Here is a 24,305-nt window from a genome sequence, read left to right on the forward strand (position 1 = left end):
CTCCAGGCTCAGAAAGTAACACGGTAGTTCAGCCAGAGACGCATGGTCTCCGGTTTAGCGTTAACCAGATATTTCAGGGTTTGCTCAGGTGCCATCTCGGTGGCCGCGAGCCGGCAGTTGACACTGTAGGTGCCCAAATCCCCATAGTCGGCCACGCATGGCTTTTCGTTGAGGTTCCCACCGATCGTCGAGGTCAGCGAGAAGGACAGGGTGCTGCTCGCAGTCGGATGCGTCTGCGTCAGGAAGCCCAGCTTGAAGCTGGGTGCGATGCTGTACTTCTCGGCTTTTTCTCCGGTGCCGAACCCCCACAGAATACCGGTGTTCTCCGTCAACTGAGTGAGAAAGTCGACGTGGAGATCGACCCAGCTGGCGTGATACCACTGATTGAACGAAACCCAGGATCCGCTCTGCAACTCATAGCCGCCGTCGCCGAGGCTCCTGGCACGGTCGCTGAGCGGCGACCCCTGGTGCATGTCGATCAGTGAAGTCGTAAACTCCTGGGCGGTCGCGGAAGACGCGCCGAGGAAGGCCGACAGCAGCAGTGCCATCGCGCGGTAACTGCGCCGATTACCGGACCTTTCGCGCATGCGCGAAAACCTCGCCCCACCGTTTCCGGACCAGCGCCTGACGGCGACGGGCTTTTTTTGCGGCCCCTGTACCCGGTTCATTGGCCCGACAATGGCACGACTAGCGTTACCATCGGGTTATCCAAGCAGGTGCGAATATAAGTATTTGATTGAAATATTTGCGCTGTCCGACAGCCGTGGCCGGCAGGCGGAGCGGGATGCTTTCGGATGCGGCATCCCGCTTGCTCCGGCCGTCGGCCGGGTGCGCGAACCGTGATCCGGTCCGCCGGAAGGTTTTACGCCGCGTCGCGGACCTTCTGGATTCGCGAGCGGATCGCCTCGATCATGGTCTCGCGAATGGTCGTTTCGCCATGCGTCTCGCGCATATGCTCGACGGCGCGGCGCATCACTTCGGCCTCTTCTTCGGCGCGTGTATGCCAGTCACAGCCGGGCACGAGCGATCCGCAGTGGAATTCCTTCATCGGATTTTCCTTTCCTCCTCGGAGCGCCGACGAACATCCATGCTCCGGCGCTCCCATGTGTGCACAACCTCGGCCGAAAACCGTGGGCTTTCGGGTCGCACACCAGCGAGCAATCATAACACGGTTCCCTGGTTTTGGTTGCATGGAGCACCGCGCGGCGCTCGGGCGCCGCCAAACGTACCTTGGCGATTCCGATCGCGGCAGAGCCGAAAAGGGCGGAGCAGCGCTGCTCCGCCCCTCTTACGCCATCCGGAGCAAGGCCGGACTTACCCGCCTAGCTCCAGCGAGCGGGCCGTCACTTCATGATCTTGACTGCCTCGGCAATCTTGTTCTTGCCGCTCATGTCCCAGGAAACGCGGACCTTCTCGCCAGCCTGCAGGCCAGGATCCTTGAAGGCCTTGGACAGCGTAAAGGTGGATCCGTCATCCAGAACGAGGCTCATGGCCGTTCCATCGAAGCTCTTCACCGTACCCGTGGTATGCTTGACCGCCGCGAACGCGGCGCCACCAGAGGCGAGAAGAGCGGCGGTTGCCGCCGTCACAATAAGCTTGCGCATGGCATGTTCTCCTGGAAAATGCGGGCACCCAGGTTGGCAAGGCACCCCACTCAATCATGGGCCGTCCGGTCACGTCGAGTCGCGGCTCAGAGGGGGAAGAACCGCCGGCGTTTCCCGACCCGGAAACGACAAATAGCCCTGATTTTTCAAATGCCTATTAGACCAAAAAGATAATCGAGGCGCCACATTGCGCGCCCAGATTCGGCGAATGGGACGTCATTACGACTCACGCCCCGCTCACCAATATTTTACGGCCATCTGACCTCGGGCGGCAGGCTGGACAGGATCGAGGCGACATTGCCGCCGGTCTTCAGCCCGAAGATGGTGCCGCGATCGTGAAGCAAGTTGAATTCGACGTAGCGGCCGCGCCGGATGAGTTGTTCGTCACGGTCGCCGTCGGTCCAGTTGTCGTTGAAATTGCCCCTTACCAGGTGTCCGTAGACGACCAGAAAAGAGCGCCCGACATCCTGGACGAAGTTGAAATCGGCGTCCCAACCGCCCTTGCCCTCGGCCGAATGCAGCCAGTCGAAGAAGATGCCGCCGACGCCGCGCGGCTCGTTGCGGTGCGGCAGATAGAAATACTCGTCGCACCAGGCCTTGAATTTGGCGTAGTCGGCGACGCCGGCGTTCTTCTCGCAGGCGAACTGCATGGCGCGGTGGAAGGCGAGCGTATCCGGGTCGTCCTGGACACGACGTCGGTCGAGCACCGGCGTCAAGTCGGCGCCGCCACCGAACCACTGGCGCGAGGTGACGACCATGCGGGTATTCATGTGCACGGCCGGCACGTTGGGGTTCCACGGATGCGCGATCAGCGAAATGCCGCTTGCCCAGAAGCTTGGATCCTCCTCGGCGCCCGGCATCTGCTTCCTGAATTCCGGTGAGAACTCGCCGTAGACGGTCGAGGTGTGGACGCCGACCTTCTCGAAGACGCGGCCATACATCATCGACATGGTGCCGCCGCCGCCCTTGCCCTCGTCGCGCTCCCAGGGAGTCTGCTCGAAATGGCCAGGCGACCATGAAACCAGCGGGCCGGTCAGATCCTGCTCGACCTGTTCGAAGGCGGCACAGATGCGCTCGCGCAACGCTTCGAACCACAGGCGGGCCTTCATCTTCTTCTGCTCGATGTCGGCCGGCAGGCCCACCGGTATTTCAGGTCGTTCCAAAATCAGGTCTCCAGTCGCGGACGATAAAGGACTCGTCTTTTCCGGGCGCGATCCCTAATCTCTTGGGGGCAAGGGTCAAGTCCCCGTCCAACCATGGTGCAAGGAGTTTCCTTCGTGCGCACCCCGGCAAGACCGCCGCTGGATGGCTTGAAGAAAAGGCTCGACCGTTCGCGCGCCGAGCGCGAGCGCATGCCGCGCGACGGTTTCCTGCGCGAAACCTTCGTCCTGCCGCGCTCCGATGCGCGGCTGAAAGCCAAGGAATGGTTCGAGCGCTTTCCCAAGCAGGCCTACTGGACCGAGATCGAAAGCTGGTTCGAGCGGCCGGGCGACGTCATCGAATTCACGATCAGGCGGCTGCCGGCGGCGGACTGAGAGCGGCGGCCCCAGAGGGATGATCAGGGCGCTATCAGCCTGCGCGCGCCGGTGCCCTCCCGCGCCAGCCGGTCTTCCTTGTTCCTGAGCGGGCATTTGTCGATCGACATGCAGCCGCAGCCGATGCAGTCGGTCAGGCCGTCGCGCAGCTTCTTCAACTGGTTGATTTTGTGGTCGAGACCGTCGCGCCAGGCCGTAGAAAGCAGGTTCCAATCCTCGCGCGTCGGCGTGCGGCCCTCGGGCAGGGATTGCAGCGCCGTGGCGATCTCGGCCAGCGAGATGCCGACTTCCTGGGCGACGCGGATGATCGCCACGCGCCGCAGCACGTCGCGGCCATAGCGCCGCTGGTTACCCGCCGTGCGGTGGCTGCGGATCAGTCCGCGCGCCTCGTAGAAATGCAGCGCCGATACCGCCACGCCGCTGCGCATTGCCACCTGGCCGACCGTAAGTTCCGTTGCTGGAGCCATGTCCCACTTTCCGCTTGACCTCAAGTAAGGTTGAGCTTGTAGCGAAGAAATCCTGATCGGGCAAATGCAGGAGAAGGCGATGTGCGCCTGGACGAGACTGACTGGAGAAGCCGTCGCCGTCGGCGATGGCAGGGATGGCGGAATGCGGATCCTATCCGAGCTGGCGGATCGCTTCGCCCGCGATCATGGCGACGGACAGCGCGACATTGATGCTGCGCGCGCCCGGCCGCATCGGGATGGTCAGTCGCGCATCCGCCGCATGATGGACCGCATCCGGCACGCCTGCGGATTCGCGGCCGAACAGGAGAATATCGCCGTCGGCGAAGGCAAAGTCCGTATAGGCGGAAGCGGCTTTGGTGGTCAGCAGCACCAGCCGCCGCGCGTTGGCCGCGCGCCAGTCCTCGAAGGCGTTCCAGTCGACATGCCGGGTCAGATCGGCCATTTCGACGTAATCCATGCCGGCGCGTTTCAGCGCCCGGTCGGAGAGCGGAAAGCCGGCCGGCTCGATGATGTCGACGCCAAGGCCGAGGCAAGCGGCGAAGCGCAGGATTGTCCCGGTGTTGCCGGCGATGTCAGGCTGGTAGAGCGCGATGCGGAGACGGTCGTTCATTTCCGCGCCCTTCTAATAAGTGGCAGAACAGCCACACGGATTTCCAAGTTTCGGAGATTGCTGGACTGGCGGGTGGTCATTTCCTGCGAAGTCGAGTATACGCCTCTCATTGTCAACCCGAACCGATGGAGGGGGTATTCATGATGACCATGCACATCCAGCACCCCTCCTGGGGCCTAATGCGCCCGACGGCGGTTTCGGTTCGACGATTCTCCTGACTCTCTAAGACTTGATCGCACCGATTCCCGCCGAACCCAGTTTTCGGTTTTCGAAGGAATCCTGCGATGTTTTTCAAACGCCCAAAGAGGCCCGACGCCCCACCTGACCGTGTCCGGACCGACGCCTTTCGTCGCGTCCTGACCGACACAATGCGCGCCTCCGGTCGAATGCCGGAGGTCGAGCTTGTGTCACCCTTTTTATCGCATTTGCACATGGAGGATGGACCGATGTTCGATCCCTACAAGATACCGGGCTCAAGAAGCCTGCACGAGCGCAAGATGGCGACCTGGGCGCTGCTGATCGGCGAGACTTACTCGTCGGCGGTGCACGCCCAGACGCGCCGGCGTCCGCATCGCGGCATGCTGCCGGATGTCGATTTTTCGTGCGCGGTGCCCGATCCCAGCCGGCCTTCGCTGGTGCGCCGCATCATCAGGCTGGTCCGGCCCGGCACGAAAGGCCGGGCAGGCGCCAGTTTTTCATCAGGAAAGTCTGGGGCGTCAGGATCGTCGGCCGAGCCTGTCGGCGAAAAGCCTTCGACACCCTATATTGCGCGAAGCAGGACCGATGGCCCGGGTGATTCCGGGCCATCGGTCCCTGACGCTGTGCGGACTGGGGACTTCTCCCGTGCCGCGTGAGCGGCAAACAGATTTATGAGCATCACAATGTTTAGCTGGTTTGAAAAAAGGCTCGATCCGTTCCCCGCGGCGGAACCGGTCGAGCCACCGAAGACGCTGGTGGCCTTTTGCGTGCACTACACGCGCGGCGCTTGGCCCTACATCATCCTGGATGCGATCCTGGTGGCGGCTATTGCCTTTGCCGAAGTGTGGATGTTCGGCTTCCTCGGCCGCATCGTCGACTGGCTATCGGCGCAGAACCGCGAAACCTTCTTGCAGACCGAGAGCTGGAAGCTCGCCGGCATGGCTTTCATCGTGCTGTTCGCGCTGCCGGGCACGGTATGGCTGCATTCGCTGCTCAACCAGCAGACGCTGATGGGCAATTACCCGATGCGCATCCGCTGGCAGGTGCATCGCTACCTGTTGAAGCAGTCGATGGCCTTCTACCAGGACGAGTTCGCCGGCCGCATCGCCACCAAGTTGATGCAGACGGCGCTCGCCGTGCGCGAATGCGTCATCAAGCTGATCGACGTGCTCAACTACGTCATCGTCTATTTCATCGGCATGCTGTTCATCGTCGGCTCGGCCGACTGGCGGCTGGCGGCGCCGCTCGCCGCCTGGCTGGTCGGCTACATCGGGCTGTTGCGCTACTTCATCCCACGGCTCGGCAAGGTCGGCGAGGAGCAGGCCAATGCGCGCTCGACCATGACCGGCCGCGTCGTCGACAGCTACACCAACATCCAGACGGTCAAGCTGTTTTCGCACGCCCGCCGCGAGGCGTCCTTCGCCAAGGAGGGCATGGGCAGCTTCCTCGATACCGTCTACCGTTCGATGCGGCTGGTGACGGTGCTGTACGGCCTGCTCTACATCCTCAATGCGCTGCTCCTGTTCTCGGTCACGGCGCTGTCGCTGTGGCTGTGGCTCGGCCAGGCGGTGACGATCGGCGCCGTCGCCGTGGTCATCGGCCTGGTGCTGCGGATGTGGGGCATGTCGCAGTGGATCATGTGGGAGATGTCGGGCCTGTTCGAGAACATCGGCACGGTGCAGGACGGCATCCAGTCGATCTCGCTGCCGCGCCTTGTCGAGGACAGGCCGGACGCGAAGGCCATTGCCGTCTCCAGGGGCGAAATCCGCTTCGAGGACATCCGCTTCCACTATGGCAAGCAGAAGGGCGTCATCGAGAACCTGTCGCTGACCGTGAGGCCGGGCGAGAAGGTCGGCATCGTCGGCCGCTCGGGCGCCGGCAAGTCGACGCTGGTCAACCTGCTGCTGCGTTTCTACGATTTGGAGAGCGGCAGGATTCTCATCGACGGCCAGGAGATCGCTGCGGTGAAACAGGATTCGCTGCGCGCGCAGATCGGCATGGTGACGCAGGACACCTCGCTGCTACACCGCTCGGTGCGCGAGAACATCCTCTACGGGCGGCCGGATGCCACCAATGAGATGCTGGTCGAAGCGGCCGGGCGGGCCGAGGCGCTCGACTTCATCGGCGGGCTAATCGACGCCAACGGCCGCACGGGTTTCGACGCCCATGTCGGCGACCGCGGCGTCAAATTGTCCGGCGGCCAGCGGCAGCGCGTCGCCATTGCCCGCGTCATGCTGAAGGACGCGCCGATCCTCATTCTAGACGAGGCAACGTCGGCGCTCGATTCGGAGGCCGAGGCGGCGATCCAGGAGAACCTCTACAAGCTTATGCAGGGCAAGACCGTCATCGCGATTGCGCACCGGCTGTCGACCATCGCCGCGATGGACCGGCTCGTCGTCATGGACAAGGGCCGGGTCATCGAGGAAGGTTCGCACGAGGATCTCGTCGCCAAGGGCGGGCTCTACGCGCAGCTCTGGCAACGCCAGTCGGGCGGCTTCCTGCTAGACGAGGCGCCGGCCGAGGCCGCCAACGACGTTGTCGCCAACGACATCGGGGCCAAGGGTCAAGCTGCAGAATGATGGCCACCGCATGATGACAGCCGTCTATCGCTGGTTCGAGCGCTGGGTCTACCCATTCCGTGAGCCGGCGAATCTTCGGCCACCCGCCGGGGTCGGCGGCTTCCTCTGGCACTATGTCGGACAGGCGAAGCTCGCCTTCTTCACAATGCTGGTCATTGGCGGCATCGCACCGCTGGTCGAGGCCGGGCTGTTCTACTTCGTCGGGCGGCTGGTCGATATCCTCGACCAGCTTCCCGGCGAGCGCAGTTGGCACGCGCTGTGGACCTCCGCCGGGCCGGAGCTTGTCTTCATGGGCGCGATGGTCCTGATCATCCGCACGCTCGTCGTCGGCCTGTCGGCACTGGTCGATGAGCAGACGATCACGCCCGGCTTCTACAATCTGGTGCGCTGGCAGGCGCACCGCCATGTCTCGCGCCAGTCCTACGCCTTCTTCCAGAACGACTTCGCCGGCCGCATCGCCACCAAGGTCTGGCAGGCGGGGCAGGCGACCGGCGACCTGATGGAGAGCTTCATCGAGGTCATCTGGTTCATGATCGTCTATACGGTGACGACGCTGGCGCTGGTCGCCGGCCTCGATCTCAGGCTGGCGGTGCTTGTGGTGATCTGGATCGCCGCTTTCGGCTTTCTGGCCAAGCGCTATCTGCCGGCGATCCGCAGGCACGCCGAGGCGACCGCCGAGGCCGGCTCGATGATCAACGGCCGAATCGTCGATTCCTATTCCAACGTGCAGACGCTGAAGCTGTTTTCGGCCGATGGCGACGACCGCTATATCCGGAGCGGTTTCGACATCTATCTCGATGCGCTTCGTCCGTTCACGCGCCGACTGACGGGCGTGCGCATGGCGCTGACGACGCTGTCGGGCGTCATGATCACCACCATCGCCAGCTTTGCCATCTATCTCTGGGTCGAAGGCTCGATCACCGTCGGCGCCGTCGCCTTCACGCTTTCGCTCGTCTTGCGGCTCAACATGCTGCTGGGCCGGGTGATGATGCAGCTCAACGGCATCCTGAGGAATCTCGGCGTGCTGGAGAACTCCAAGGCGCTGATCTCGCAGCCGCTCGGCCTCACTGACGCACCGGACGCCAAGGAACTGATCGTGGCCGGCGGCCGCATCGATGTGAAGAACGTGACCTTCCACTACGGCAAGGGGACTGGCGTGCTCGACGGCATCGACCTCGTCGTGAGGCCCGGCGAGAAAGTCGGGCTGGTCGGCCCGTCCGGCGCCGGCAAGACGACCCTGGCCAACCTTATCCTGCGCCTCTACGACCTCGAGGGCGGCAAGATCCTGATCGACGGCCAGGACATCGCGCAGGTCACACAGAATTCGCTGCGCGCCAATATCGGCGTGGTCAGCCAGGACACGGCCCTGTTCCACCGCTCGCTACGCGACAACATCAAGCTCGGCATGCCGGACGCAACCGACATGCAAGTGATCGCCGCGGCGCGGAAAGCGGAGGCGCATGAGTTCATCAAGGGGCTGCGCGACAATCGCGAGCGTACCGGCTACGAGGCATATGTCGGCGAGCGCGGCGTGAAATTGTCCGGCGGCCAGCGCCAGCGGGTGGCGATCGCCCGCGTCTTCCTCAAGGACGCGCCGATCCTGATCCTCGACGAGGCGACGTCGGCGCTCGATTCCGACATCGAGGCGGCGATCCAGGAGAACCTGGCCAGGCTGATGGAGAACAAGACGGTCATCGCCATCGCGCACCGGCTGTCGACGATCGCGGCGCTCGACCGGCTGGTGGTGCTCGATGGCGGACGCATCGTCGAACAGGGCACGCATGACGAGCTGGTGGCGCTGGACGGCCTCTATGCGCGGCTCTGGAAGCGGCAGTCCGGCGGCTTCCTGTTCAACGAGGAAAGCGTGCTGGAAGAGACGCGGCCGGCGGAGTAGGAAGAGGAATGTCGGTTCGGATGCCTTCGAATTTCGGACGAGCGGGCGCGCAGGAGAGCGCGCTCGACCTGCTCGGCCACGAAATCCTCGCCGAGAAGGCGGCGGCGCTCGGCCGCGCCGGCCAGCGCGTCGAGGAGACGCTGGCGAGACTGCGCGAGAATGGCGGCGATGAGGAAAGGCGGCCCCGGCTGCTCAAGGATGCCGCCGAGGCCGTTCATGCCTACTTCATCCAGCGCGAGCTCTGCGGGCTGCGCAAGCACGATGCGGTCATCCGCGAATACAATATCCCGAGAGCGGTTCTGGTCAGGCTCGGCGCGAAATAGGGCCCGACGGTCTATTCTAGCCACTCGGTGACGAAGCTGCCGTTCTCGTGGATATCGATTGTCTCCAGCGGACCGGGACCGAGATTGGTGAATTTGTGCGGCGTGTTGGGCGGCACGATCAGGATCTGGCCGGTGAATGCCTCGATTTCCTTGTCGCCGATCGTGAACAGGCCATTGCCCTGGCGGACAATGAATATCTCGCTGTACGGGTGCCGGTGCAGGCGCGGACCGCCGCCGGTGCCGGGCAGATAGTTGAAGATCAGGCAGCTGTTCGAACCCCAGGCGCCGCATTCGAGCTCGCCTTGCCAACGGTCGGGCATCCTGGCCCATTTGTCGCGGTCGATGACATGCGCCATCACGGCAGGATAAACCGAGCCGGCGCCCGCTGTCGAGGCAAAGGCGCAGTGTCGGTTTGCCGTTGTTTTTCCGCTTGTTTCCCGGTCCTTGGTGATCCTTTGGCACGGCATCGTCCAGCCCCGGATTTTACCCCCGCGACAATCTGACCTTGTGCCTTCACCCGACTGGACAAAAACAGGCTTCACGCATAAACCGAACTCCAAATGCCGGAGGAATTCGCTAGCCTGTTCGCCATGCGCTGTCGGGCCGGCGCGATTGAGCGGGGACAAGGCTCGGCCGCCGGCACGGAAGAGGCGAAAGGATCAGGCACCCGTGAGCGCAACCGAAACCCACGATCCCAACCGTCGTGATTTCCTCTATGTCGCCACCGGCATGGCCGCCGTGGTCGGCGCGGGGGCTGTCGCATGGCCGTTCATCGATCAGATGCGCCCCGACGCCTCGACGCTGGCGCTGGCCTCGGTCGAAGTGGACGTCTCCTCGCTGACGCCGGGCTCGTCGCTGATCGTCAAGTGGCGCGGCAAGCCGGTCGTGGTGCGCAACCGCACCGAGCAGGAGATGAAGGACGGCGAGGCCGTCAATCTCGCCGACCTGAAGGACCCGATCGCCCGCAACGCCAATCTGCCGGCCGACGCGCCGGCTACCGACGCCAACCGCACGACGCCCGGCAAGGAAGCCTGGATGGTCATGGTTCAGGTCTGTACCCATCTCGGCTGCATCCCGCTTGGCCAGGAAGGCGATTTCGGCGGCTGGTTCTGCCCGTGCCACGGCTCGGTGTACGACACCGCCGGCCGCATACGCAAAGGCCCGGCGCCCGAGAACATGGCGGTGCCGGTATTCAAGTTCATTTCCGATACCAAGATCCTTATCGGTTGAGGCAGGGGATATTTCGATGAGCGAGGGACACTCGACCTATACGCCCAAGACCGGTATCGGACGCTGGTTCGACGCCCGCATGCCGCTGCCCAGGCTGGTCTATGACAGCTTCGTCGCCTATCCGGTGCCGCGCAACCTCAACTACATGTGGACGTTCGGCGGCATCCTGTCGATCATGCTGGCGTCGCAGATCCTGACCGGCATCGTCCTGGCGATGCACTACACGTCCGACACCACTCTCGCCTTCGATTCGGTCGAGAAGATCATGCGCGACGTGAATTCGGGCTGGCTGCTGCGCTATCTCCATTCCAACGGCGCCTCGTTCTTTTTCGTCGCCGTCTATATCCACATCTTCCGCGGCCTCTATTACGGCTCCTACAAGGCGCCGCGCGAGTTGCTGTGGATCCTCGGCTGCATCATCTACCTGCTGATGATGGCGACCGGCTTCATGGGCTACGTGCTGCCGTGGGGGCAGATGAGCTTCTGGGGCGCCACCGTCATCACCGGATTCTTCAGCGCCATTCCGCTGGTCGGCAGCTGGATCCAGGAACTGCTGCTCGGTGGCTTTGCCGTCGACAATCCGACGCTGAACCGCTTCTTCGCGCTGCACTACCTGCTGCCGTTCATGATTGCCGGCGTCGTGGTGCTGCATATCTGGGCGCTGCATGTCGTCGGCCAATCGAACCCGACCGGCATCGAGGTCAAGTCGAAGACCGACACGGTCGCCTTCACGCCCTATGCGACCATCAAGGACGCGTTCGGCATGCTCGTGTTCCTGTTCGTCTTCGCCTATTTCGTCTTCTACCTGCCGAATTTTCTCGGCCACCCGGACAACTACACGGTGGCCAACCCGCTGAAGACGCCCGCCCATATCGTGCCGGAATGGTACTTCCTGCCGTTCTATGCGATCCTGCGCGCCATCACCTTCAACATCGGGCCGATCAACTCCAAGCTCGGCGGCGTGCTGTGCATGTTCGGCGCCATCGCCATGCTGTTCCTGGTGCCGTGGCTCGACACCTCGAAGGTGCGCTCGGCGGTCTACCGGCCCTGGTACAAGCTGTTCTTCTGGCTGTTCGCGGCCGACGCCGTCCTGCTCGGCTGGCTGGGCTCGCAGCCGGCGGAAGGCAGCTATGTCTTCATGGCGCAGATGGCGACGCTATTCTACTTCGCCTTCTTCCTGGTTGCGCTGCCGGTGCTCGGCCTGATCGAGACGCCGCGCAGGCTGCCGAATTCGATCACCGAGGCGGTGCTGGAGAAGAACAAGGGCGGCGCCGGCCATCCGGCTGGCGCGAACGCCGCGCCGGAAACCAAGGGCTGAGAATCTAAGGGGATTTGGGTATGAAAAAGATTCTCACCTCGCTGGCCCTGCTCGGCCTGGTGGTCGCGGGCACTTGGATGACAAGTGCAGGCGCCATCGCCGAAGAGGCACATAACGCGGCGGCACCGACGCATTTCCCGATCGACGAACCGAAGGAAATGAGCTGGAGCTTCGCCGGCCCGTTCGGCACCTATGACAAGGCCCAGCTGCAGCGCGGCCTGAAGGTCTACAAGGAGGTCTGCTCGGCCTGCCATTCGATGAACCTGGTGGCGTTCCGCACGCTGGAAGGGCTCGGCTATTCGGAGGCGCAGGTGAAGACGCTGGCCGCCGAATACACGATCCATGACGGTCCGAACGATGCCGGCGACATGTTCGACCGTCCGGGCAAGCCGTCCGACCACTTCCCGGCGCCGTTCCCGAACGAGCAGGCGGCAGCATCCGCCAATGGCGGCGCCGCGCCGCCCGACATGTCGCTGCTCGCCAAGGCGCGCGGCGTCGAGCGCGGCTTCCCGCGTTTCGTCTTCGATATCTTCACCCAGTACGCGCAGGGCGGTCCGGACTACATCCACTCGCTGCTCACCGGCTATGACCAGACGCCGCCGGCCGGCATGGTGATCCCTGAGGGCACGCACTACAATCCGTACTTCCTGTCCGGCGTGTCGCTGAAGATGCCGAAGCCGCTCTCTGACGGCCAGGTGACCTACGACGATGGCTCGCCGCAGACGGTGGACCAGTATTCCCGCGACGTCTCGGCCTTCCTGATGTGGGCGGCCGAGCCGCATCTGGAAGACCGCAAGAAGACGGGCTTCCGCGTGCTGGTGTTCCTGGCGCTCTTCGGCGCCCTGGTCTACATGACCAAGCGCAAGGTATGGGCTGACGTGGCGCACTGAGCCGCGGCAGGTTGCAAGGTTTGAAAAGGGCGCCGGAAGGCGCCCTTTCGCATTTCACGAACTGGTGAAGAGCCCGGCCATGTCACATGGCCGTCACCGCATCTGGCGATCCTGAATTGCTCTCACCAAAGGATCGCACCCCATGAAAAGATTCGCACCGCTTGCAGCCGTGCTGCTTATCCTTGTCGCCGGCACCACCGTCCGCGCCGAGGACGCCCAACCCTTCGTCACCAACAAGGACATCGACCTGACGATGATCCTGCCGCCGCCGCCGGCCAACGATTCGGCTGAGACGAAAGCCGAGCTCGGCGAGGTGCTGACGGTGCAGGTGACGCGCACCCCGGAAATGGAAAAGCGCGCCATTGCCGACGCCGAAGAGAACGTCTGGCGCTTCGCCGACGTCATGGGGCCTAAGTTCAACAAGGAGATGCTGCCGAAGTTCAGCGCCTTCTTCGACCGCGTGGTGGCGACCGAAGGCGCGGTCGTCGATCCCGCCAAGGACGTGTGGAAGCGTCCGCGCCCGCATCAGCTCAGCGATCTCGTCAAGCCCGTGGTGAAGCTGTCGAACTCCGGTTCCTGGCCATCGGGCCATGCGACCGTCGGCACCATGATGGGCATCATCCTGTCCGACATGGTCCCGGAAAAGCGGGCAGAGATCATGGCGCGCGCCGCCGACTATGCCCACAACCGCATCGTCGGCGGCATCCACTATCCGTCCGACATCGAAGTCGGCAAGATTTCCGGCAGCGTGATTGCCGCGGTCCTGCTCAGCCGGCCGGATTTCAAGGCCGAGTACGAGGTGGCGCGGTCGGAGCTGCGGTCAGATCTCGGCATGTGATTTCGCCATCCGGGCCGCTTCGGCAAGGGCGCTCACGGGCGCCCTTTTGCTTGTTCGGGCGCGGACGGTGAAAGAGCGTTATAGTGACCAACTCGAACGCGGAGTAACTTGCCAGCTAGGGAGGCCGGGCCATGCCGGGCGATGCGCTGCACTCGGATGAGGAGGAGATCAGGGCCATCATCCGCCGCCAGTTCGCAAGTCTGACCTGGACCGAGAGCGCCGCGCGGGGATGGGGTGATTTCGCCGATGATTTCCTGGCCGACGCCAAGCTTCATCCGGCCGCCCGCCCCGCAAGGCCGATCACGGTTGCCGATTTTGTCGAACGCATGCGCGGCCTGTCGCAGACAACCCTGAAGACGTTCCAGCAAGAGGTGCTTGGCGTCGAACTCAGGATCTTCGGCAACATCGCGCTTGCCAGCGTCGCCGGTCAGGTGACGGAGAACGACAGCGACACCAGCCGCTCGGTCGAGATGCTGCTGCTGGTGAAGAGCGAGGGGCGCTGGCAAATCGCCGCGCAGGCATGGGACAAGGCAAGCGATGCCAATCCTTTGCCGGATGAGCTTGTCTCGGGCGCCACATCGCGGTAGCCGTTGCTGGTTGCGTCGGGTTCAGCACCGGCAGCGGAACATGGATCACCCGGAGAGCCACCCCTCATGAAATCGTCGCTCGAAGACACGCTGCTTGCGGCGATCCGCACCATCCCCGACTATCCGAAGCCGGGCATATTGTTTCGCGACATCACGACCTTGCTCGGCAATGCGCGCGCTTTCCGCCGCGCCATCGACGAGCTGGTGCATCCCTATGTCGGGCTGAAGGTCGACAAGATCGCCGGCATCGAGGCGCGCGGCTTCATCCTCGGCGGCGCCGTCGCCCACCAGCTTTCGGCCGGTTTCGTGCCGATCCGCAAGAAGGGCAAGCTGCCCTACGAGACGGTGCGCGTCGCCTACAGCCTTGAATACGGGCTGGACGAGATGGAGATGCACAAGGACGGCGTCGGGGAGGGCGAGAAGGTGATCCTGGTCGACGACCTGATCGCCACCGGCGGCACGGCCGAGGCCGCGGTCAAACTGTTGCGCCAGATCGGCGCCGACATCGTCGCCGCCTGCTTCGTGATCGACCTGCCGGATCTAGGCGGGCGCGAGAAGCTCGAGGCACTCGGCGTGCCGGTGCGGACGCTGATCGGGTTCGAGGGGCATTGAGGGGGCGCTTCCCTTCTCCCCCTGTGGGAGAAGGTGGATCGGCGCGCAGCGCCGAGACGGATGAGGGGTGCTGGAGGAAACGAGGCGCTGGAGACCCTCTCGCCGTGCACCGGACCTTCGATTTTGGATGACCGTGTCGCCAAGCTGGAACACCCCTCATCCGACCGAGCTTCGCTCGGCCACCTTCTCCCACAGGGGGAGAAGGGGAGGCAGCACTACCCGACCTTCACCAGCACCGCGCTGTCGAACTCGATGACCTTGCCGCCGGTTGTATCGAAGGCTTCGCAGCGCAGCGTGAGCAGGTTCCAGCCGGGGCGCCGGGCAAGCGGGCGGTGAGCGAGCGCGGTGCGCGTGAAGGTCACGGTCTCGCCGGCATGGACCGGCTTCAGCCATTTCAGGTTCCTGAAGCCCGGCGAGGGGCCGAATTCGGGCTGCGGACCCGGCCCCGTCCAGCGCACGCCCTCGGTCTCCATCCGCTTTTCCAGATTGTACTTCATCCAGGTGGCGGCGGTGTGCCAGCCAGAGGCGCATAGGCCGCCGAGCACGCTCTTCTTCGCCGCCACCTCATCGACATGGAAGACCTGCGGATCGTATTTGCGGGCGAAAGCCTTGATCTCGTCCGGCTCGAATTTATGCGAGCCTAGCGTGACGGTATGGCCGATGAGGAAGAACTCGTCGAGGGTCACGCCGCGGCCTCCCGGGTCAGGAACATGCCGGTGTTCTCAAGCTCGAAGACGCTTTCGCCGCGCTGGTTGAACAGTTCGCTGCGCATGGAGACGAGGCCGAGCTGGGGCCGCGACTTGGACTGGCGCTTGGCGAGCACGGTGACCGCGCCGCTGAGCGTGTCGCCGGCCAGGACCGGCTTCTTCCATTTGACGTGGTCGATGCCGGGCGAGCCTTGCGACGTCGAATCGAGCAGGAAGGCGTCGCACAGCATGCGCATGAACATCGCGCAGGTGTGCCAGCCCGAAGCCGACAGGCCGCCGAGGATGCTGGCCTTGCCGGCGGCTTCGTCGAGATGCATCGGCTGGGCATCGAACTCGCTGGCGAATTCGACGATCTCGGCAGCGCTCACCAGCTTGGTGCCGAGGTCGAGCGAGGCGCCCTCGACGAAGTCCTCATAGGCCCAGGTCTTTGCGGTCATGTCGGCAATCCGATTAATCCTAAAGATCGGGCAACCCGGATGCAGGCCGGCGGCGATTTGGTCAAGCCCTTTTCTCGCAAGCCAACCAAAGGCCGCTGACGCCGCGCCTGCGCTCAGAGCCAGCCGCGGCGGCGGAGATACCAGAAGGGCAAGCGACATCCACACATGGCCGATGGCGAAGCCTAGCCGGGCAAGATCCGCAAGTGCGCTCTAGCCTTGGGCAAAGCACCTGCCGTAGAACGGCCCACAGGGAGGATATTATTATGGGATTGTTTGATGTCGATAAGTTGATGGCCGGGAACATTGCTCAGCTGCGAACAGAGAAAGAGTTCTTCAGCTCACTCGCGTCCCATCCTGGTGAGATCGGACGCCTGAATGAGACCCATCTTGTTCGGATGCTACGTAGGTACCTGCCGGCGAGATTCGGGATAGGAACTGGCTTCCTTGTCTCGGGTGGCGAAAACGGAAGGATGAGCCCACAGTGTGACATCATTGTCTACGATGCGCTCAACAACGCACCGTTCTACTCCTCCGAAGCATGGCAAATCTACCCAATCGAAATGGTGTACGGCGTTATCGAGGTAAAGACCAAAATAAAGAGAGACAATCTCAAAAGTGCTTTCGTTAACTGCCTTGACATACGAAAGATGTGTAGGACTCCAAATGGAGAGCCAAACAAGAAATACCTTCGGCAATTGCCTGCCGAACGGAAGAGGTCGGTGCAATACGAGAGAAAATCATCGGACCTACCTCCGCGATTTTTTGTTTTCGGGTACGAGGGCCCGGCTGACGAGACACTAGCGGAGATGTTTCAGGACATCACGAAGGAGGTGGAGCACGCTCATGTGCACGGGCTTTGCGTTTTGAACGAGGACAGCGGACTGTTCCTGGAACATGAGGCCTATCGAAAGCCGGAGCAGCGAGTGTCGGCCATCAAAGAAAATGGGCTTTGGCACTTTCTAATGGAGTTGCCCAAACGGCTAAGTTCGATGCTTCCGGTGGTTCCGCTCAAGGTTGAAAAGGATGGCTCCAGTATCCCTCTCCCTGACACATACTTTTACAGGCGAGACGCATTCGAACTGGTGGATCTGCAACACTACCGTTCGTTCGCGACCTGGGAGACTTTTTCATCCGGCGATAGCCCTGCGTGGAGCCCTCGGGAGGGGGGTTGAAACTGACGTGCGCAGCGTGATGTAGCCCGGCAGCGATTTAAGCCCTTTCTGGTAAGCCATTCCCCCCTCGGGGCGGCGATGGAAAGCGGTCAGAGCCAGCCGCGGCGGCGGAAGTACCAGAAGGGCAGGATCGCCGACAGCACCATCATGCCGATGGCGAAGGGATAGCCGAGCTCCCATTTTAGCTCGGGGATGATGTCGAAATTCATGCCGTAGATCGAGGCGACCAGTGTCGGCGGCAGGAAGATGACGGCGGCGACCGAGAAGATCTTGATGATGGCGTTCTGCTCGATCGAGATCATGCCGAGCGTCGCGTCGAGCAGGAACGAGATCTTCTGCGACAGGAAGGTGGCGTGGTCGGCGAGCGACAGCACGTCGCGCGACAGGGTCTTGATGCGGGCGCGGATGTCCTTGCTCATCTTGGTCTGCGTCGCGACATGGGCGAGGAAGCCGGCCAGCCGCTGCAGCGAGATCAGGCTGTCGCGGATCGAGGAGGCGATGTCCTCCTTGCGGCCGATGGCCTTGAGCAATTCCTGGAAGTCGCGGTTGCGCTTGGAGACCTTGGTCGACCTCGCCTCGAAGATATCGCGCGAGATCGCTTCCACGTCGCGGCCGGCGCGCTCCAGGATGTCCGCGAGGCGGTCGACGATCGCCTCCAGCAGGCCGATCAGGACGGTGTCGCCGCTGGTGCAGCCGGTCGCCACCTTCTCGGCGCGCAACGGAAAGGTCTTGAAGGCCTTCGGCTCGTGATAGCGCACGGTCACCAGCCGGCTGCCGGCCAGCGCGAAGGTCACCGGTGACATCAGCGGGTCGTCGGCCTCGGTCTGGGCCGGCAGCGTCGCGGTCATGAAATAGGCGCCGTCCTCGATGTAGAGGCGGCTGGAGATCTCGATCTCCTCCATCTCCTCGCGCGTCGGGATGGCGACGCCGAGCCAGCTCTCGATGGCGGCCTCTTCCTCCTTGGTCGGATTGAAAAGATCGGCCCAGACGACCCTGTCGCCATTTGCCAGAAGGTCATCGACTAGACGCAGCCGATCATTGTCCACGACGAAGGCCTTGATCATCGCCGGATCTCCCTTGCTGGATCGAAGAGATTTTCGTTCGAAGCGTCGTCAGGATTGCATGGGCTTCGAGGAGCCCGCGAGCACCAGCCGATTAGACCTGTGGCATCATGAGGTCAAGACAGGCAGCGGAGGCGGCCGGAAGGGCCGCGACCGTGCCGGACGCGCGAAACCGCGACTGTCAGGTGTTGAACTTGAACAGCATGATGTCGCCGTCCTGGACGACATATTCCTTGCCTTCGTCGCGCGCCTTGCCCGCCTCCTTGGCCGCCACTTCGCCGCCCAGCGTGACGAAGTCGTTGTAGGCGATGGTCTGGGCGCGGATGAAGCCGCGCTCGAAATCGGTATGGATGACGCCGGCCGCCTGCGGGGCCTTATCGCCTTTGTGGATCGTCCAGGCGCGCGTCTCCTTCGGCCCGACGGTGAAATAGGTGATCAGGTGGAGGAGCTCGTAACCGGCGCGGATCACCTTGTTGAGGCCCGGCTCGTCGAGCCCGAGCGAGGCAAGGAACTCCATTTCCTCCTCGTCGGAAAGCTGGGCGACTTCTGCCTCGATCGCCGCCGAGATCACCACCGTGCCGGCACCCTGCGCGGCGGCCATCTTCTCCACCGCTTTGGTGTGCTCGTTACCGGTGGCGGCGTCCGCCTCGGCGACGTTGCAGACATAGAGCACCGGATGGGAGGTGAGCACGTTCAGCCCCTGCAGGATGCGCAGGTCCTCGGCTGAAATGCCCTTGAGCAGGATGCGGGTCGGCTTGCCTGCCTGCAGCAGCTCGAGCGCGGCCTCCATCATCGGCAAAACGGTGGTCGCTTCCTTGTCCTTGCTGCCGGCGCGCTTGCGGATCTGCACGATACGGCGCTCCAGGCTGTCGAGGTCGGCCAGCATCAGCTCGGTCTCGACCGTCTCGGCGTCGGCGACGGGATCGATGCGGCCCTCGACATGGGTGATGTCGTCGTCTTCGAAGCAGCGCAGTACGTGGACGATGGCGTCGACCTCGCGGATGTTGGCGAGGAACTGGTTGCCCAGCCCTTCGCCCTTGGAGGCGCCGCGCACCAGGCCGGCAATGTCGACGAAGGAGATGCGGGTCGGGATGATCTCCTTTGACTTGCCGATGGCGGCTATCTTCTGCAGGCGCGGATCGGGCACCGCCACCTCGCCGGTGTTTGGCTCGATGGTGCAGAACGGATAGTTGGCGGCCTGCGCCGCCGCCGTCCTGGTCAGCGCGTTGAAGAGCGTCGACTTGCCGACATTAGGCAAGCCGACGATGCCGCATTTGAAACCCATTTTTGTCCAGTCCTATCGGGAAAGCGAAATTTGATCAGGGCTATGGGCGATAGGGGCGACAAAGGTCAAGCCCTTCGGCGCGATCGCGCGCCGGTTCAGCCCTTGCCGCCGAACAGCTTCTTCAGCATGGCGGCCATCGGGCCAGTTTCGGGAAGCTTGGCCGGAGCCTGCTGCGGCCTTGCCTGGCGAATATGGCTTTGCGCCTTGGGTGGCGGGCGATCGTCATCGCCGGTTGGCGTCAGCTTGTCGCGCAGGGCGAGCGTCACGCGGTTCATGAAGGAATTGTCGTCGCCCTTGGCAAGGAGTGCGGCATCGTCGGCCATCGTGCCCAGCAAGACCTCCAGCCATTCGCGGTCCGCCTTGGCGAAATCGCCCAGCACATGGCCGTGCACCATTTCCTTGACGCCCGGATGGCCGACGCCGATGCGCACGCGGCGATAGGCCTTGCCGACGTGGTCGTCGAGCGAGCGGATGCCGTTGTGGCCGCCGGAACCGCCGCCGACCTTGACCCGAACCTTGCCGGCGGCAAGGTCGATCTCGTCATAGAAAACGGTGAGCGCGGAAGGGTCCAGCTTGTAGAAGCGCAGCGCCTCGCCGACCGCCTGGCCGGACAGGTTCATGAAGGTCTGCGGCTTGATCAGGAGGATCTTCTCGCCGGCGAGCGTGCCTTCGGCGATCAGGCCCTGGAATTTCTTCGACCAGGGCGAAAAGGAATGGCGGCGGGCAATCGCGTCCACCGCCATGAAGCCGACATTGTGCCGGTTGCCGGAATATTTCGCGCCCGGATTGCCGAGGCCTGCGAACACAAGCATCGTCGTCTCCGGGCGGGAAAGATTACTTCTCTTCGGCGGCCGGAGCCGCTTCGGGCGCTGCAGCCTCGGCCGTCTCTTCGACCTCCGGCTTCATCGCCGAGGAGCCGGCAATGGTCGCGATGGTGAAGTCGCGGTCAGCGATGACCGGCTTGACGCCGGCAGGCAGGGCAACCGCCGAGATGTGGATCGAATCGCCGATATCCGTGCCGGTGAGATCAATGGTGATGAATTCCGGGATCGCATTGGCCGGGCAGTGGAACTCGACTTCGTGACGCACGATGTTGAGCACGCCGCCGCGCTTGATGCCGGGCGACTTGTCCTCATTGATGAAGTGGACGGGCACGTCGACATTGACCTCGGTGTCCTTGCCGATGCGCAGGAAGTCGACATGGACAGGGAAATCCTTGACCGGGTCGAGCTGGAAGTCCTTCGGCAGGACCTGGATCTTCTTGCCGCTGACGTCGATCGTGGCGATCGTGGTCAGGAACCCGCCGCCATGGATCTTGTAGTAGACGTCCTTGTAGTTGAGGGCGATCGCCAGGGGAGGCTGCTTGTCGCCGTAAATAACTGCAGGCACTTTACCGTTGCGGCGAACTGCACGGGCGGACCCCTTACCGACCTGTTCGCGCGCTTCGGCCTTGAGCTCGTAAGTATCGTGGCTCATGGCATTTCCTTTCGCGTGTTATGGAGCGTTCACAGTGGGCCAGGGCCCGGCCGTAAACGTCGAAAGCCGCCATGACCGTGCACGATCCGGTCCAAAATCGGTTTGGGGATCATACAGGCCCGCCGGCCTTCCGCCGCGTTGCCTCCAAGGGTGTCTACGCGGGTGGCGGCTCTATAGCGGAAGGCGGGCGCAGGCGCAAGCGGTTGGTCTGGAAGGCTTTCACGACATTTCCAATGTCGAAAGCATACAGTCAAAAAAGTCCGTCTGTCCGGATGTAGCGTCGGTCAAGCTTCAATCGTCCTGCGGCAGTTGTCTCAACCAATCCGTGAGGATCCGATATGAAACTCCTGTTCAGCCGCAATCCCAATCCTCGCCTCGGAGTCGCGACGGCGCGCCATCTCAAGGCGGACGTTGCGTTCGAATTCGCCTCACCCATGGCATCGGGGCAGGCCGAGCGCTATCGCGTGCTCAACCCAAATCTGACCTTGCCGATACTGGTCGGCTCCGGATGGAGCCTGTGGGAGGCGGACGCCATCGCCTGCCGACTCTCCCGCGAGGTGGGCTCGAATTTTTGGCGCGGCGGGGACGATGAGCCGGACATGATCCGCTGGATAAGCTGGGGCAAGGAAAACTTCACCAGAGGCTGCGACATGGTGCATTTCGAGCGCGGCACGAAGCAGCGTTGGGGCTTGGTCCTATCGACCAGGCCCTGGTCGATGAGGGGTTCAGGGTTTTCCACGCGGCTGCCGCCATCCTCGACCCCGTGCTCGCGCAAAGGGAGTGGCTGGTCGGAAATTCCGTCTCCTATGCCGACTTTCGCATGGCGACGTTCCTGCCTTTCAACGACGCTGCCGGGCTACCGCTCGACGACTATCCGTCGATACGCCGCTGGTATGATCAACTCGAGGCGATCGATGCATGGCGCGACCCTTTCCGGGGACTCGAGGCGCCGCCATTGCCGCGCGTGAAGAGTTACATCTCTGACGGTCGGTCCGGGACCGCGGTCTGATCGGCACCGAGCGCCTCGCGCAAAGCCCAGACCTTCTGGGTGAGGGTATCGATCTCGGCGAATGTCATCCCGGAGCGCTCGATAAGCGTTTCACCCAGACAGTTGCATTGCGTGAGCAGCGCCCGCCCGGCGGCGGTCAGATCGACCTGCACCTGGCGCTCGTCCGCCTGGTTGCGCCGGCGGCTCACCAGCCCCGCCTGCTCCATGCGCTTGACCAATGGCGTGACAGTGCTCGATTCCAGCGCCAGCCTGCGCGCGATCGCGCCGACCGACATGCCGTCCGCCTCTCCCAGGGCGTTGAGCACGAGATATTGCGGGTAGGTGATCCCCATCTCGTCGAGCATGGGCTTGTAGGTGCGGTTGATCGCCATGCTCGTGGCGTAGAGGGCGAAGCAGAGCTGATTGTCCAACGGGAGAGGCACGGCGAATTCCTTTTGCCGACTGAGCATTTCGATATTTACCACGAAAAATGATATCGCGATATATATTTTTTGTGGACAGGGGTTTCGATCTGCGCTAACCACATCGTTGTCGCGATATTGATTATCGCGAAAATATTCAATGGAGATTGAGATGACCAAGCCCGGCAGCAGCACGATCACCACCAAGGACGGAACCGAGATTTTCTACAAGGATTGGGGAACCGGCCAGCCTATCGTCTTCCATCACGGCTGGCCATTGAGCAGCGACGACTGGGACGCCCAGATGCTGTTCTTCCTATCCAAGGGCTACCGCGTCATCGCTCATGACCGGCGCGGCCATGGCCGTTCGACCCAGACGGATACCGGCAACGAGATGGACACGTACGCCGCCGATGTCGCCGAACTCGCTGCGCATCTCGACCTCAAGAACGCCATCCATGTCGGCCATTCGACCGGCGGCGGCGAGGTGGCACGCTATGTTGCCAAGTACGGAGCTGGCGGTCGCGTCGCCAAGGCGGTGCTGATCGGCGCCGTGCCGCCGATCATGCTCAAGACCGCGGCCAATCCCGGCGGCCTGCCGATCGAGGTGTTCGACGGCTTCCGCTCCGCCCAGGCCGCCAACCGCGCCCAGTTCTTCCACGATGTTGCGGCCGGTCCGTTCTACGGCTTCAACCGTCCCGGCGCCAACGTCTCGCAGGCGGTCGTCGAGAATTGGTGGCGCCAGGGCATGATGGGCGGCACCAAGGCGCATTATGATTGCATCAAGGCTTTCTCGGAAACCGACTTCACCGAGGATCTGAAGGCAATCGACGTACCGGTGTTGGTGATGCATGGCGACGACGACCAGATCGTGCCGATCGCGGACTCCGCGCTTCTCTCGATCAAGCTGCTCAAGAAGGGCGAGCTCAAGGTCTACAAGGGTCTTCCACACGGCATGGCGACGACCCATGCCGACATCATCAACGCTGACCTGCTGGCCTTCTTCAAGGCCTAATACTGTCCACCTGGAACAGGCAAGGCACCCGCCGTCAGGCGGGTGCCTTGTGCTTTCATCGAAATGTCCGCCGGCCTATTTGGCGAGAAAACCAGTGATCAGCTTGACGGTGGCGTCGGGGTTTTCCTCCATGATCCAGTGGCCGGAGGCGGGCACGATGCCGCCCGTGACATCGGTCGCAACAAGCCGCAGGGTATCGGCCTGCGTGGTGCCGGCGGATTTTTCCCCGCCAACTGCCAGCACCGGCATGGTCAGTTTGCCGCCGGTGGCGAGCATCGCCTGGTTGTCGATCGCGTCCTGGTCAAAGGCCTTGAACTGCTCGAAAGCGTCATGCATCGCATGCGGGCGGGCATAGAGTTTGGCGTAGTGCTTGCGCGTTGCCTCGTCGATTTTCTTGGGGTCGGCCGACAGCTCGTTGTAGAAGCGGTCGAGATAGATGCGCTCGCGCCCCGCGACCAGCCGCTCCATGTCCGGGCCACGGAAGTTGAAGTGCCAAAGCAGCGGGCTTTGCTTGATCTTTTCCCAGTCGCCGATGCCGGGCAGCGGCGCATCGATGATGACCCATCTGGTGATGCGCTTGGGATATTGCGCGGCCAGTGCATAGCCGACCATGTTGCCAATGTCGTGCGTGACCAGATCGGCCTTGTCGATCTTCAGGGCATCCAGCACGCCAGCGATGTCGACTGCCTGGTTCTTCTTGGTGTAGCCAACGTCCGGGTGGGCGGACAGCCCCATGCCGCGCAAGTCCGGCACGATGACGGTGTGGTCCTTCGCAAGCGCCACCGCCGCCGCGCCCCACATGTCTCCGGTATCGGCAAAGCCGTGCAGCAGCACGACCGCGGGACCCTTTCCGCCGACGCGCACATAGAGTTTGGTGCCGTTGGTTTCGACGGACCGCGTCTTGAAACCCGGTGGAAAAGGAACGATGCGTGCCATGGCCGGCACGGAAACAAGAAGCACACCCAACACGGCCAACACGATCTTGCGCATATCATTCTCCAGAGACGTCGGAGGCCCCAAGCCTTCAGCGATGCCTTCTCGTAGCAGGCTTTTCACC

The 24,305-nt window shown here is 63.0% G+C and carries 28 protein-coding genes and 1 pseudogene; 14 read left to right on the plus strand and 15 right to left on the minus strand.

The window, feature by feature from the left end:
* Nucleotides 1-8: 8 nt before the first annotated feature.
* The 4 genes from JG743_RS10790 to hemF form a co-directional block, all read right to left on the minus strand.
* Entirely contained in the window at nucleotides 9-548 is a 540-nt protein-coding gene (locus JG743_RS10790; protein WP_244673105.1) for a hypothetical protein, read from the minus strand.
* A gap of 314 nt (nucleotides 549-862) precedes the next feature.
* Nucleotides 863-1,048: a DUF1059 domain-containing protein gene (locus JG743_RS10795; protein ID WP_202300181.1), complete on the minus strand. Its 186-nt coding sequence runs from the start codon at nucleotides 1,046-1,048 to the stop codon at nucleotides 863-865.
* Nucleotides 1,049-1,343: 295 nt separating this feature from the next.
* Nucleotides 1,344-1,604: a DUF1344 domain-containing protein gene (locus JG743_RS10800; RefSeq protein WP_127392127.1), complete on the minus strand. Its 261-nt coding sequence runs from the start codon at nucleotides 1,602-1,604 to the stop codon at nucleotides 1,344-1,346.
* Between the two features lie 248 nt (nucleotides 1,605-1,852).
* Entirely contained in the window at nucleotides 1,853-2,767 is a 915-nt protein-coding gene (hemF, locus tag JG743_RS10805; protein WP_202300182.1) for an oxygen-dependent coproporphyrinogen oxidase, read from the minus strand.
* 114 nt (nucleotides 2,768-2,881) lie between these two features.
* Here hemF and JG743_RS10810 point away from each other — a divergent pair, with 114 nt between their 5' ends.
* Nucleotides 2,882-3,139 (plus strand): hypothetical protein, encoded by a 258-nt coding sequence (locus JG743_RS10810; RefSeq protein ID WP_006202578.1) that lies wholly within the window; start codon nucleotides 2,882-2,884, stop codon nucleotides 3,137-3,139.
* Between the two features lie 23 nt (nucleotides 3,140-3,162).
* Here JG743_RS10810 and soxR read toward each other — a convergent pair whose 3' ends face one another.
* Both soxR and JG743_RS10820 read right to left on the minus strand, forming a co-directional pair.
* Nucleotides 3,163-3,606, minus strand: a complete 444-nt coding sequence (gene soxR, locus JG743_RS10815; RefSeq protein WP_202300183.1) for a redox-sensitive transcriptional activator SoxR — start codon at nucleotides 3,604-3,606, stop codon at nucleotides 3,163-3,165.
* 151 nt (nucleotides 3,607-3,757) lie between these two features.
* Nucleotides 3,758-4,216, minus strand: coding sequence for a tRNA (cytidine(34)-2'-O)-methyltransferase (locus JG743_RS10820; RefSeq protein ID WP_202300184.1), 459 nt, complete (start codon nucleotides 4,214-4,216; stop codon nucleotides 3,758-3,760).
* A 446-nt stretch (nucleotides 4,217-4,662) separates the two neighbouring features.
* On the opposite strand from JG743_RS10820, the gene JG743_RS10825 reads away from it, so the two are divergent.
* Genes JG743_RS10825 through JG743_RS10840 form a run of 4 tightly spaced genes read left to right on the plus strand, consistent with a single transcriptional unit; the run spans nucleotide 4,663 to nucleotide 9,210 of the window.
* Nucleotides 4,663-5,070: a hypothetical protein gene (locus JG743_RS10825; protein WP_244673106.1), complete on the plus strand. Its 408-nt coding sequence runs from the start codon at nucleotides 4,663-4,665 to the stop codon at nucleotides 5,068-5,070.
* 27 nt (nucleotides 5,071-5,097) lie between these two features.
* Nucleotides 5,098-6,993 carry an ABC transporter ATP-binding protein gene (locus JG743_RS10830; protein ID WP_202300186.1) on the plus strand — a complete coding sequence of 632 codons (1,896 nt, stop codon included), beginning with the start codon at nucleotides 5,098-5,100 and terminating at the stop codon, nucleotides 6,991-6,993.
* Nucleotides 6,994-7,003: 10 nt separating this feature from the next.
* Nucleotides 7,004-8,887 carry an ABC transporter ATP-binding protein gene (locus tag JG743_RS10835; protein WP_202300187.1) on the plus strand — a complete coding sequence of 628 codons (1,884 nt, stop codon included), beginning with the start codon at nucleotides 7,004-7,006 and terminating at the stop codon, nucleotides 8,885-8,887.
* A gap of 8 nt (nucleotides 8,888-8,895) precedes the next feature.
* Entirely contained in the window at nucleotides 8,896-9,210 is a 315-nt protein-coding gene (locus JG743_RS10840; protein ID WP_202300188.1) for a DUF6665 family protein, read from the plus strand.
* A gap of 11 nt (nucleotides 9,211-9,221) precedes the next feature.
* Here JG743_RS10840 and JG743_RS10845 read toward each other — a convergent pair whose 3' ends face one another.
* A complete protein-coding gene (locus tag JG743_RS10845; RefSeq protein WP_202300189.1) occupies nucleotides 9,222-9,566 on the minus strand; it encodes a cupin domain-containing protein in 345 nt (114 codons plus the stop codon).
* Nucleotides 9,567-9,879: 313 nt separating this feature from the next.
* Here JG743_RS10845 and petA point away from each other — a divergent pair, with 313 nt between their 5' ends.
* From petA to JG743_RS10875, 6 genes are all read left to right on the plus strand, one after another.
* Complete coding sequence (gene petA, locus JG743_RS10850; RefSeq protein WP_202300190.1) at nucleotides 9,880-10,440, plus strand: ubiquinol-cytochrome c reductase iron-sulfur subunit; 561 nt, start codon at nucleotides 9,880-9,882, stop codon at nucleotides 10,438-10,440.
* A gap of 16 nt (nucleotides 10,441-10,456) precedes the next feature.
* On the plus strand, nucleotides 10,457-11,758 hold the full coding sequence (locus JG743_RS10855) for a cytochrome b (RefSeq protein WP_202300191.1): 1,302 nt from the start codon (nucleotides 10,457-10,459) through the stop codon (nucleotides 11,756-11,758).
* Nucleotides 11,759-11,778: 20 nt separating this feature from the next.
* Complete coding sequence (locus JG743_RS10860; protein ID WP_202300192.1) at nucleotides 11,779-12,648, plus strand: cytochrome c1; 870 nt, start codon at nucleotides 11,779-11,781, stop codon at nucleotides 12,646-12,648.
* 142 nt (nucleotides 12,649-12,790) lie between these two features.
* A complete protein-coding gene (locus tag JG743_RS10865) occupies nucleotides 12,791-13,486 on the plus strand; it encodes an acid phosphatase (protein ID WP_202300193.1) in 696 nt (231 codons plus the stop codon).
* Between the two features lie 131 nt (nucleotides 13,487-13,617).
* Nucleotides 13,618-14,073 carry a hypothetical protein gene (locus JG743_RS10870; protein ID WP_202300194.1) on the plus strand — a complete coding sequence of 152 codons (456 nt, stop codon included), beginning with the start codon at nucleotides 13,618-13,620 and terminating at the stop codon, nucleotides 14,071-14,073.
* A 66-nt stretch (nucleotides 14,074-14,139) separates the two neighbouring features.
* Nucleotides 14,140-14,685 carry an adenine phosphoribosyltransferase gene (locus JG743_RS10875; protein ID WP_202300195.1) on the plus strand — a complete coding sequence of 182 codons (546 nt, stop codon included), beginning with the start codon at nucleotides 14,140-14,142 and terminating at the stop codon, nucleotides 14,683-14,685.
* A gap of 215 nt (nucleotides 14,686-14,900) precedes the next feature.
* Here JG743_RS10875 and JG743_RS10880 read toward each other — a convergent pair whose 3' ends face one another.
* Nucleotides 14,901-15,371, minus strand: a complete 471-nt coding sequence (locus JG743_RS10880) for a MaoC family dehydratase (RefSeq protein WP_202300196.1) — start codon at nucleotides 15,369-15,371, stop codon at nucleotides 14,901-14,903.
* Nucleotides 15,368-15,829 (minus strand): MaoC family dehydratase, encoded by a 462-nt coding sequence (locus tag JG743_RS10885; protein ID WP_202300197.1) that lies wholly within the window; start codon nucleotides 15,827-15,829, stop codon nucleotides 15,368-15,370. The genes JG743_RS10880 and JG743_RS10885 overlap by 4 nt, the downstream gene beginning before the upstream one ends.
* A 263-nt stretch (nucleotides 15,830-16,092) precedes the next feature.
* Between JG743_RS10885 and JG743_RS10890 the strand changes: the two genes are divergently transcribed.
* A complete protein-coding gene (locus JG743_RS10890; RefSeq protein ID WP_202300198.1) occupies nucleotides 16,093-17,001 on the plus strand; it encodes a DUF6602 domain-containing protein in 909 nt (302 codons plus the stop codon).
* 89 nt (nucleotides 17,002-17,090) lie between these two features.
* On the opposite strand, the gene corA is transcribed toward JG743_RS10890, so the two are convergent.
* The 4 genes from corA to JG743_RS10910 all read right to left on the minus strand — a co-directional run bounded on the left by corA (nucleotide 17,091) and on the right by JG743_RS10910 (nucleotide 20,823).
* Entirely contained in the window at nucleotides 17,091-18,065 is a 975-nt protein-coding gene (gene corA / locus JG743_RS10895; protein ID WP_202300199.1) for a magnesium/cobalt transporter CorA, read from the minus strand.
* Between the two features lie 178 nt (nucleotides 18,066-18,243).
* The gene (ychF, locus tag JG743_RS10900) at nucleotides 18,244-19,347 is read right to left on the minus strand and encodes a redox-regulated ATPase YchF (protein WP_202300200.1); all 1,104 of its coding nucleotides are present in this window, start codon (nucleotides 19,345-19,347) and stop codon (nucleotides 18,244-18,246) included.
* 95 nt (nucleotides 19,348-19,442) lie between these two features.
* The gene (pth, locus tag JG743_RS10905) at nucleotides 19,443-20,159 is read right to left on the minus strand and encodes an aminoacyl-tRNA hydrolase (RefSeq protein WP_202300201.1); all 717 of its coding nucleotides are present in this window, start codon (nucleotides 20,157-20,159) and stop codon (nucleotides 19,443-19,445) included.
* Between the two features lie 22 nt (nucleotides 20,160-20,181).
* Nucleotides 20,182-20,823 carry a 50S ribosomal protein L25/general stress protein Ctc gene (locus JG743_RS10910; RefSeq protein WP_202300202.1) on the minus strand — a complete coding sequence of 214 codons (642 nt, stop codon included), beginning with the start codon at nucleotides 20,821-20,823 and terminating at the stop codon, nucleotides 20,182-20,184.
* Nucleotides 20,824-21,161: 338 nt separating this feature from the next.
* On the opposite strand from JG743_RS10910, the pseudogene JG743_RS10915 reads away from it, so the two are divergent.
* Nucleotides 21,162-21,832, plus strand: a pseudogene (locus JG743_RS10915) (glutathione S-transferase family protein).
* On the opposite strand, the gene JG743_RS10920 reads toward JG743_RS10915, so the two are convergent.
* Entirely contained in the window at nucleotides 21,796-22,254 is a 459-nt protein-coding gene (locus JG743_RS10920) for a MarR family winged helix-turn-helix transcriptional regulator (RefSeq protein WP_202302566.1), read from the minus strand. The pseudogene JG743_RS10915 and the gene JG743_RS10920 sit on opposite strands and share 37 nt — an antisense overlap.
* 151 nt (nucleotides 22,255-22,405) lie before the next feature.
* Here JG743_RS10920 and JG743_RS10925 point away from each other — a divergent pair, with 151 nt between their 5' ends.
* Nucleotides 22,406-23,248 carry an alpha/beta fold hydrolase gene (locus tag JG743_RS10925; protein ID WP_202300203.1) on the plus strand — a complete coding sequence of 281 codons (843 nt, stop codon included), beginning with the start codon at nucleotides 22,406-22,408 and terminating at the stop codon, nucleotides 23,246-23,248.
* Nucleotides 23,249-23,323: 75 nt separating this feature from the next.
* Here JG743_RS10925 and JG743_RS10930 read toward each other — a convergent pair whose 3' ends face one another.
* Entirely contained in the window at nucleotides 23,324-24,238 is a 915-nt protein-coding gene (locus JG743_RS10930; protein WP_202300204.1) for an alpha/beta fold hydrolase, read from the minus strand.
* Nucleotides 24,239-24,305 lie beyond the last annotated feature (67 nt).

Source organism: Mesorhizobium sp. 131-2-1, assembly GCF_016756535.1.
GTDB lineage: Bacteria > Pseudomonadota > Alphaproteobacteria > Rhizobiales > Rhizobiaceae > Mesorhizobium.

Bases quoted from the DNA above. Each gene is read 5' to 3' on its own strand.
- JG743_RS10845 (WP_202300189.1), bottom strand. From the start codon at position 9,566: ATGGCGCATGTCATCGACCGCGACAAATGGGCCAGGATGCCCGACCGT.
- JG743_RS10870 (WP_202300194.1), top strand. From the start codon at position 13,618: ATGCCGGGCGATGCGCTGCACTCGGATGAGGAGGAGATCAGGGCCATC.
- JG743_RS10830 (WP_202300186.1), top strand. From the start codon at position 5,098: ATGTTTAGCTGGTTTGAAAAAAGGCTCGATCCGTTCCCCGCGGCGGAA.
- JG743_RS10835 (WP_202300187.1), top strand. From the start codon at position 7,004: ATGATGACAGCCGTCTATCGCTGGTTCGAGCGCTGGGTCTACCCATTC.
- JG743_RS10825 (WP_244673106.1), top strand. From the start codon at position 4,663: ATGTTCGATCCCTACAAGATACCGGGCTCAAGAAGCCTGCACGAGCGC.
- JG743_RS10875 (WP_202300195.1), top strand. From the start codon at position 14,140: ATGAAATCGTCGCTCGAAGACACGCTGCTTGCGGCGATCCGCACCATC.
- JG743_RS10855 (WP_202300191.1), top strand. From the start codon at position 10,457: ATGAGCGAGGGACACTCGACCTATACGCCCAAGACCGGTATCGGACGC.
- JG743_RS10930 (WP_202300204.1), bottom strand. From the start codon at position 24,238: ATGCGCAAGATCGTGTTGGCCGTGTTGGGTGTGCTTCTTGTTTCCGTG.
- JG743_RS10925 (WP_202300203.1), top strand. From the start codon at position 22,406: ATGACCAAGCCCGGCAGCAGCACGATCACCACCAAGGACGGAACCGAG.
- pth (WP_202300201.1), bottom strand. From the start codon at position 20,159: ATGCTTGTGTTCGCAGGCCTCGGCAATCCGGGCGCGAAATATTCCGGC.
- JG743_RS10885 (WP_202300197.1), bottom strand. From the start codon at position 15,829: ATGACCGCAAAGACCTGGGCCTATGAGGACTTCGTCGAGGGCGCCTCG.
- JG743_RS10860 (WP_202300192.1), top strand. From the start codon at position 11,779: ATGAAAAAGATTCTCACCTCGCTGGCCCTGCTCGGCCTGGTGGTCGCG.
- JG743_RS10910 (WP_202300202.1), bottom strand. From the start codon at position 20,823: ATGAGCCACGATACTTACGAGCTCAAGGCCGAAGCGCGCGAACAGGTC.
- JG743_RS10865 (WP_202300193.1), top strand. From the start codon at position 12,791: ATGAAAAGATTCGCACCGCTTGCAGCCGTGCTGCTTATCCTTGTCGCC.
- ychF (WP_202300200.1), bottom strand. From the start codon at position 19,347: ATGGGTTTCAAATGCGGCATCGTCGGCTTGCCTAATGTCGGCAAGTCG.
- JG743_RS10795 (WP_202300181.1), bottom strand. From the start codon at position 1,048: ATGAAGGAATTCCACTGCGGATCGCTCGTGCCCGGCTGTGACTGGCAT.
- JG743_RS10800 (WP_127392127.1), bottom strand. From the start codon at position 1,604: ATGCGCAAGCTTATTGTGACGGCGGCAACCGCCGCTCTTCTCGCCTCT.
- corA (WP_202300199.1), bottom strand. From the start codon at position 18,065: ATGATCAAGGCCTTCGTCGTGGACAATGATCGGCTGCGTCTAGTCGAT.
- JG743_RS10790 (WP_244673105.1), bottom strand. From the start codon at position 548: ATGGCACTGCTGCTGTCGGCCTTCCTCGGCGCGTCTTCCGCGACCGCC.
- JG743_RS10890 (WP_202300198.1), top strand. From the start codon at position 16,093: ATGGGATTGTTTGATGTCGATAAGTTGATGGCCGGGAACATTGCTCAG.
- JG743_RS10840 (WP_202300188.1), top strand. From the start codon at position 8,896: ATGTCGGTTCGGATGCCTTCGAATTTCGGACGAGCGGGCGCGCAGGAG.
- JG743_RS10820 (WP_202300184.1), bottom strand. From the start codon at position 4,216: ATGAACGACCGTCTCCGCATCGCGCTCTACCAGCCTGACATCGCCGGC.
- soxR (WP_202300183.1), bottom strand. From the start codon at position 3,606: ATGGCTCCAGCAACGGAACTTACGGTCGGCCAGGTGGCAATGCGCAGC.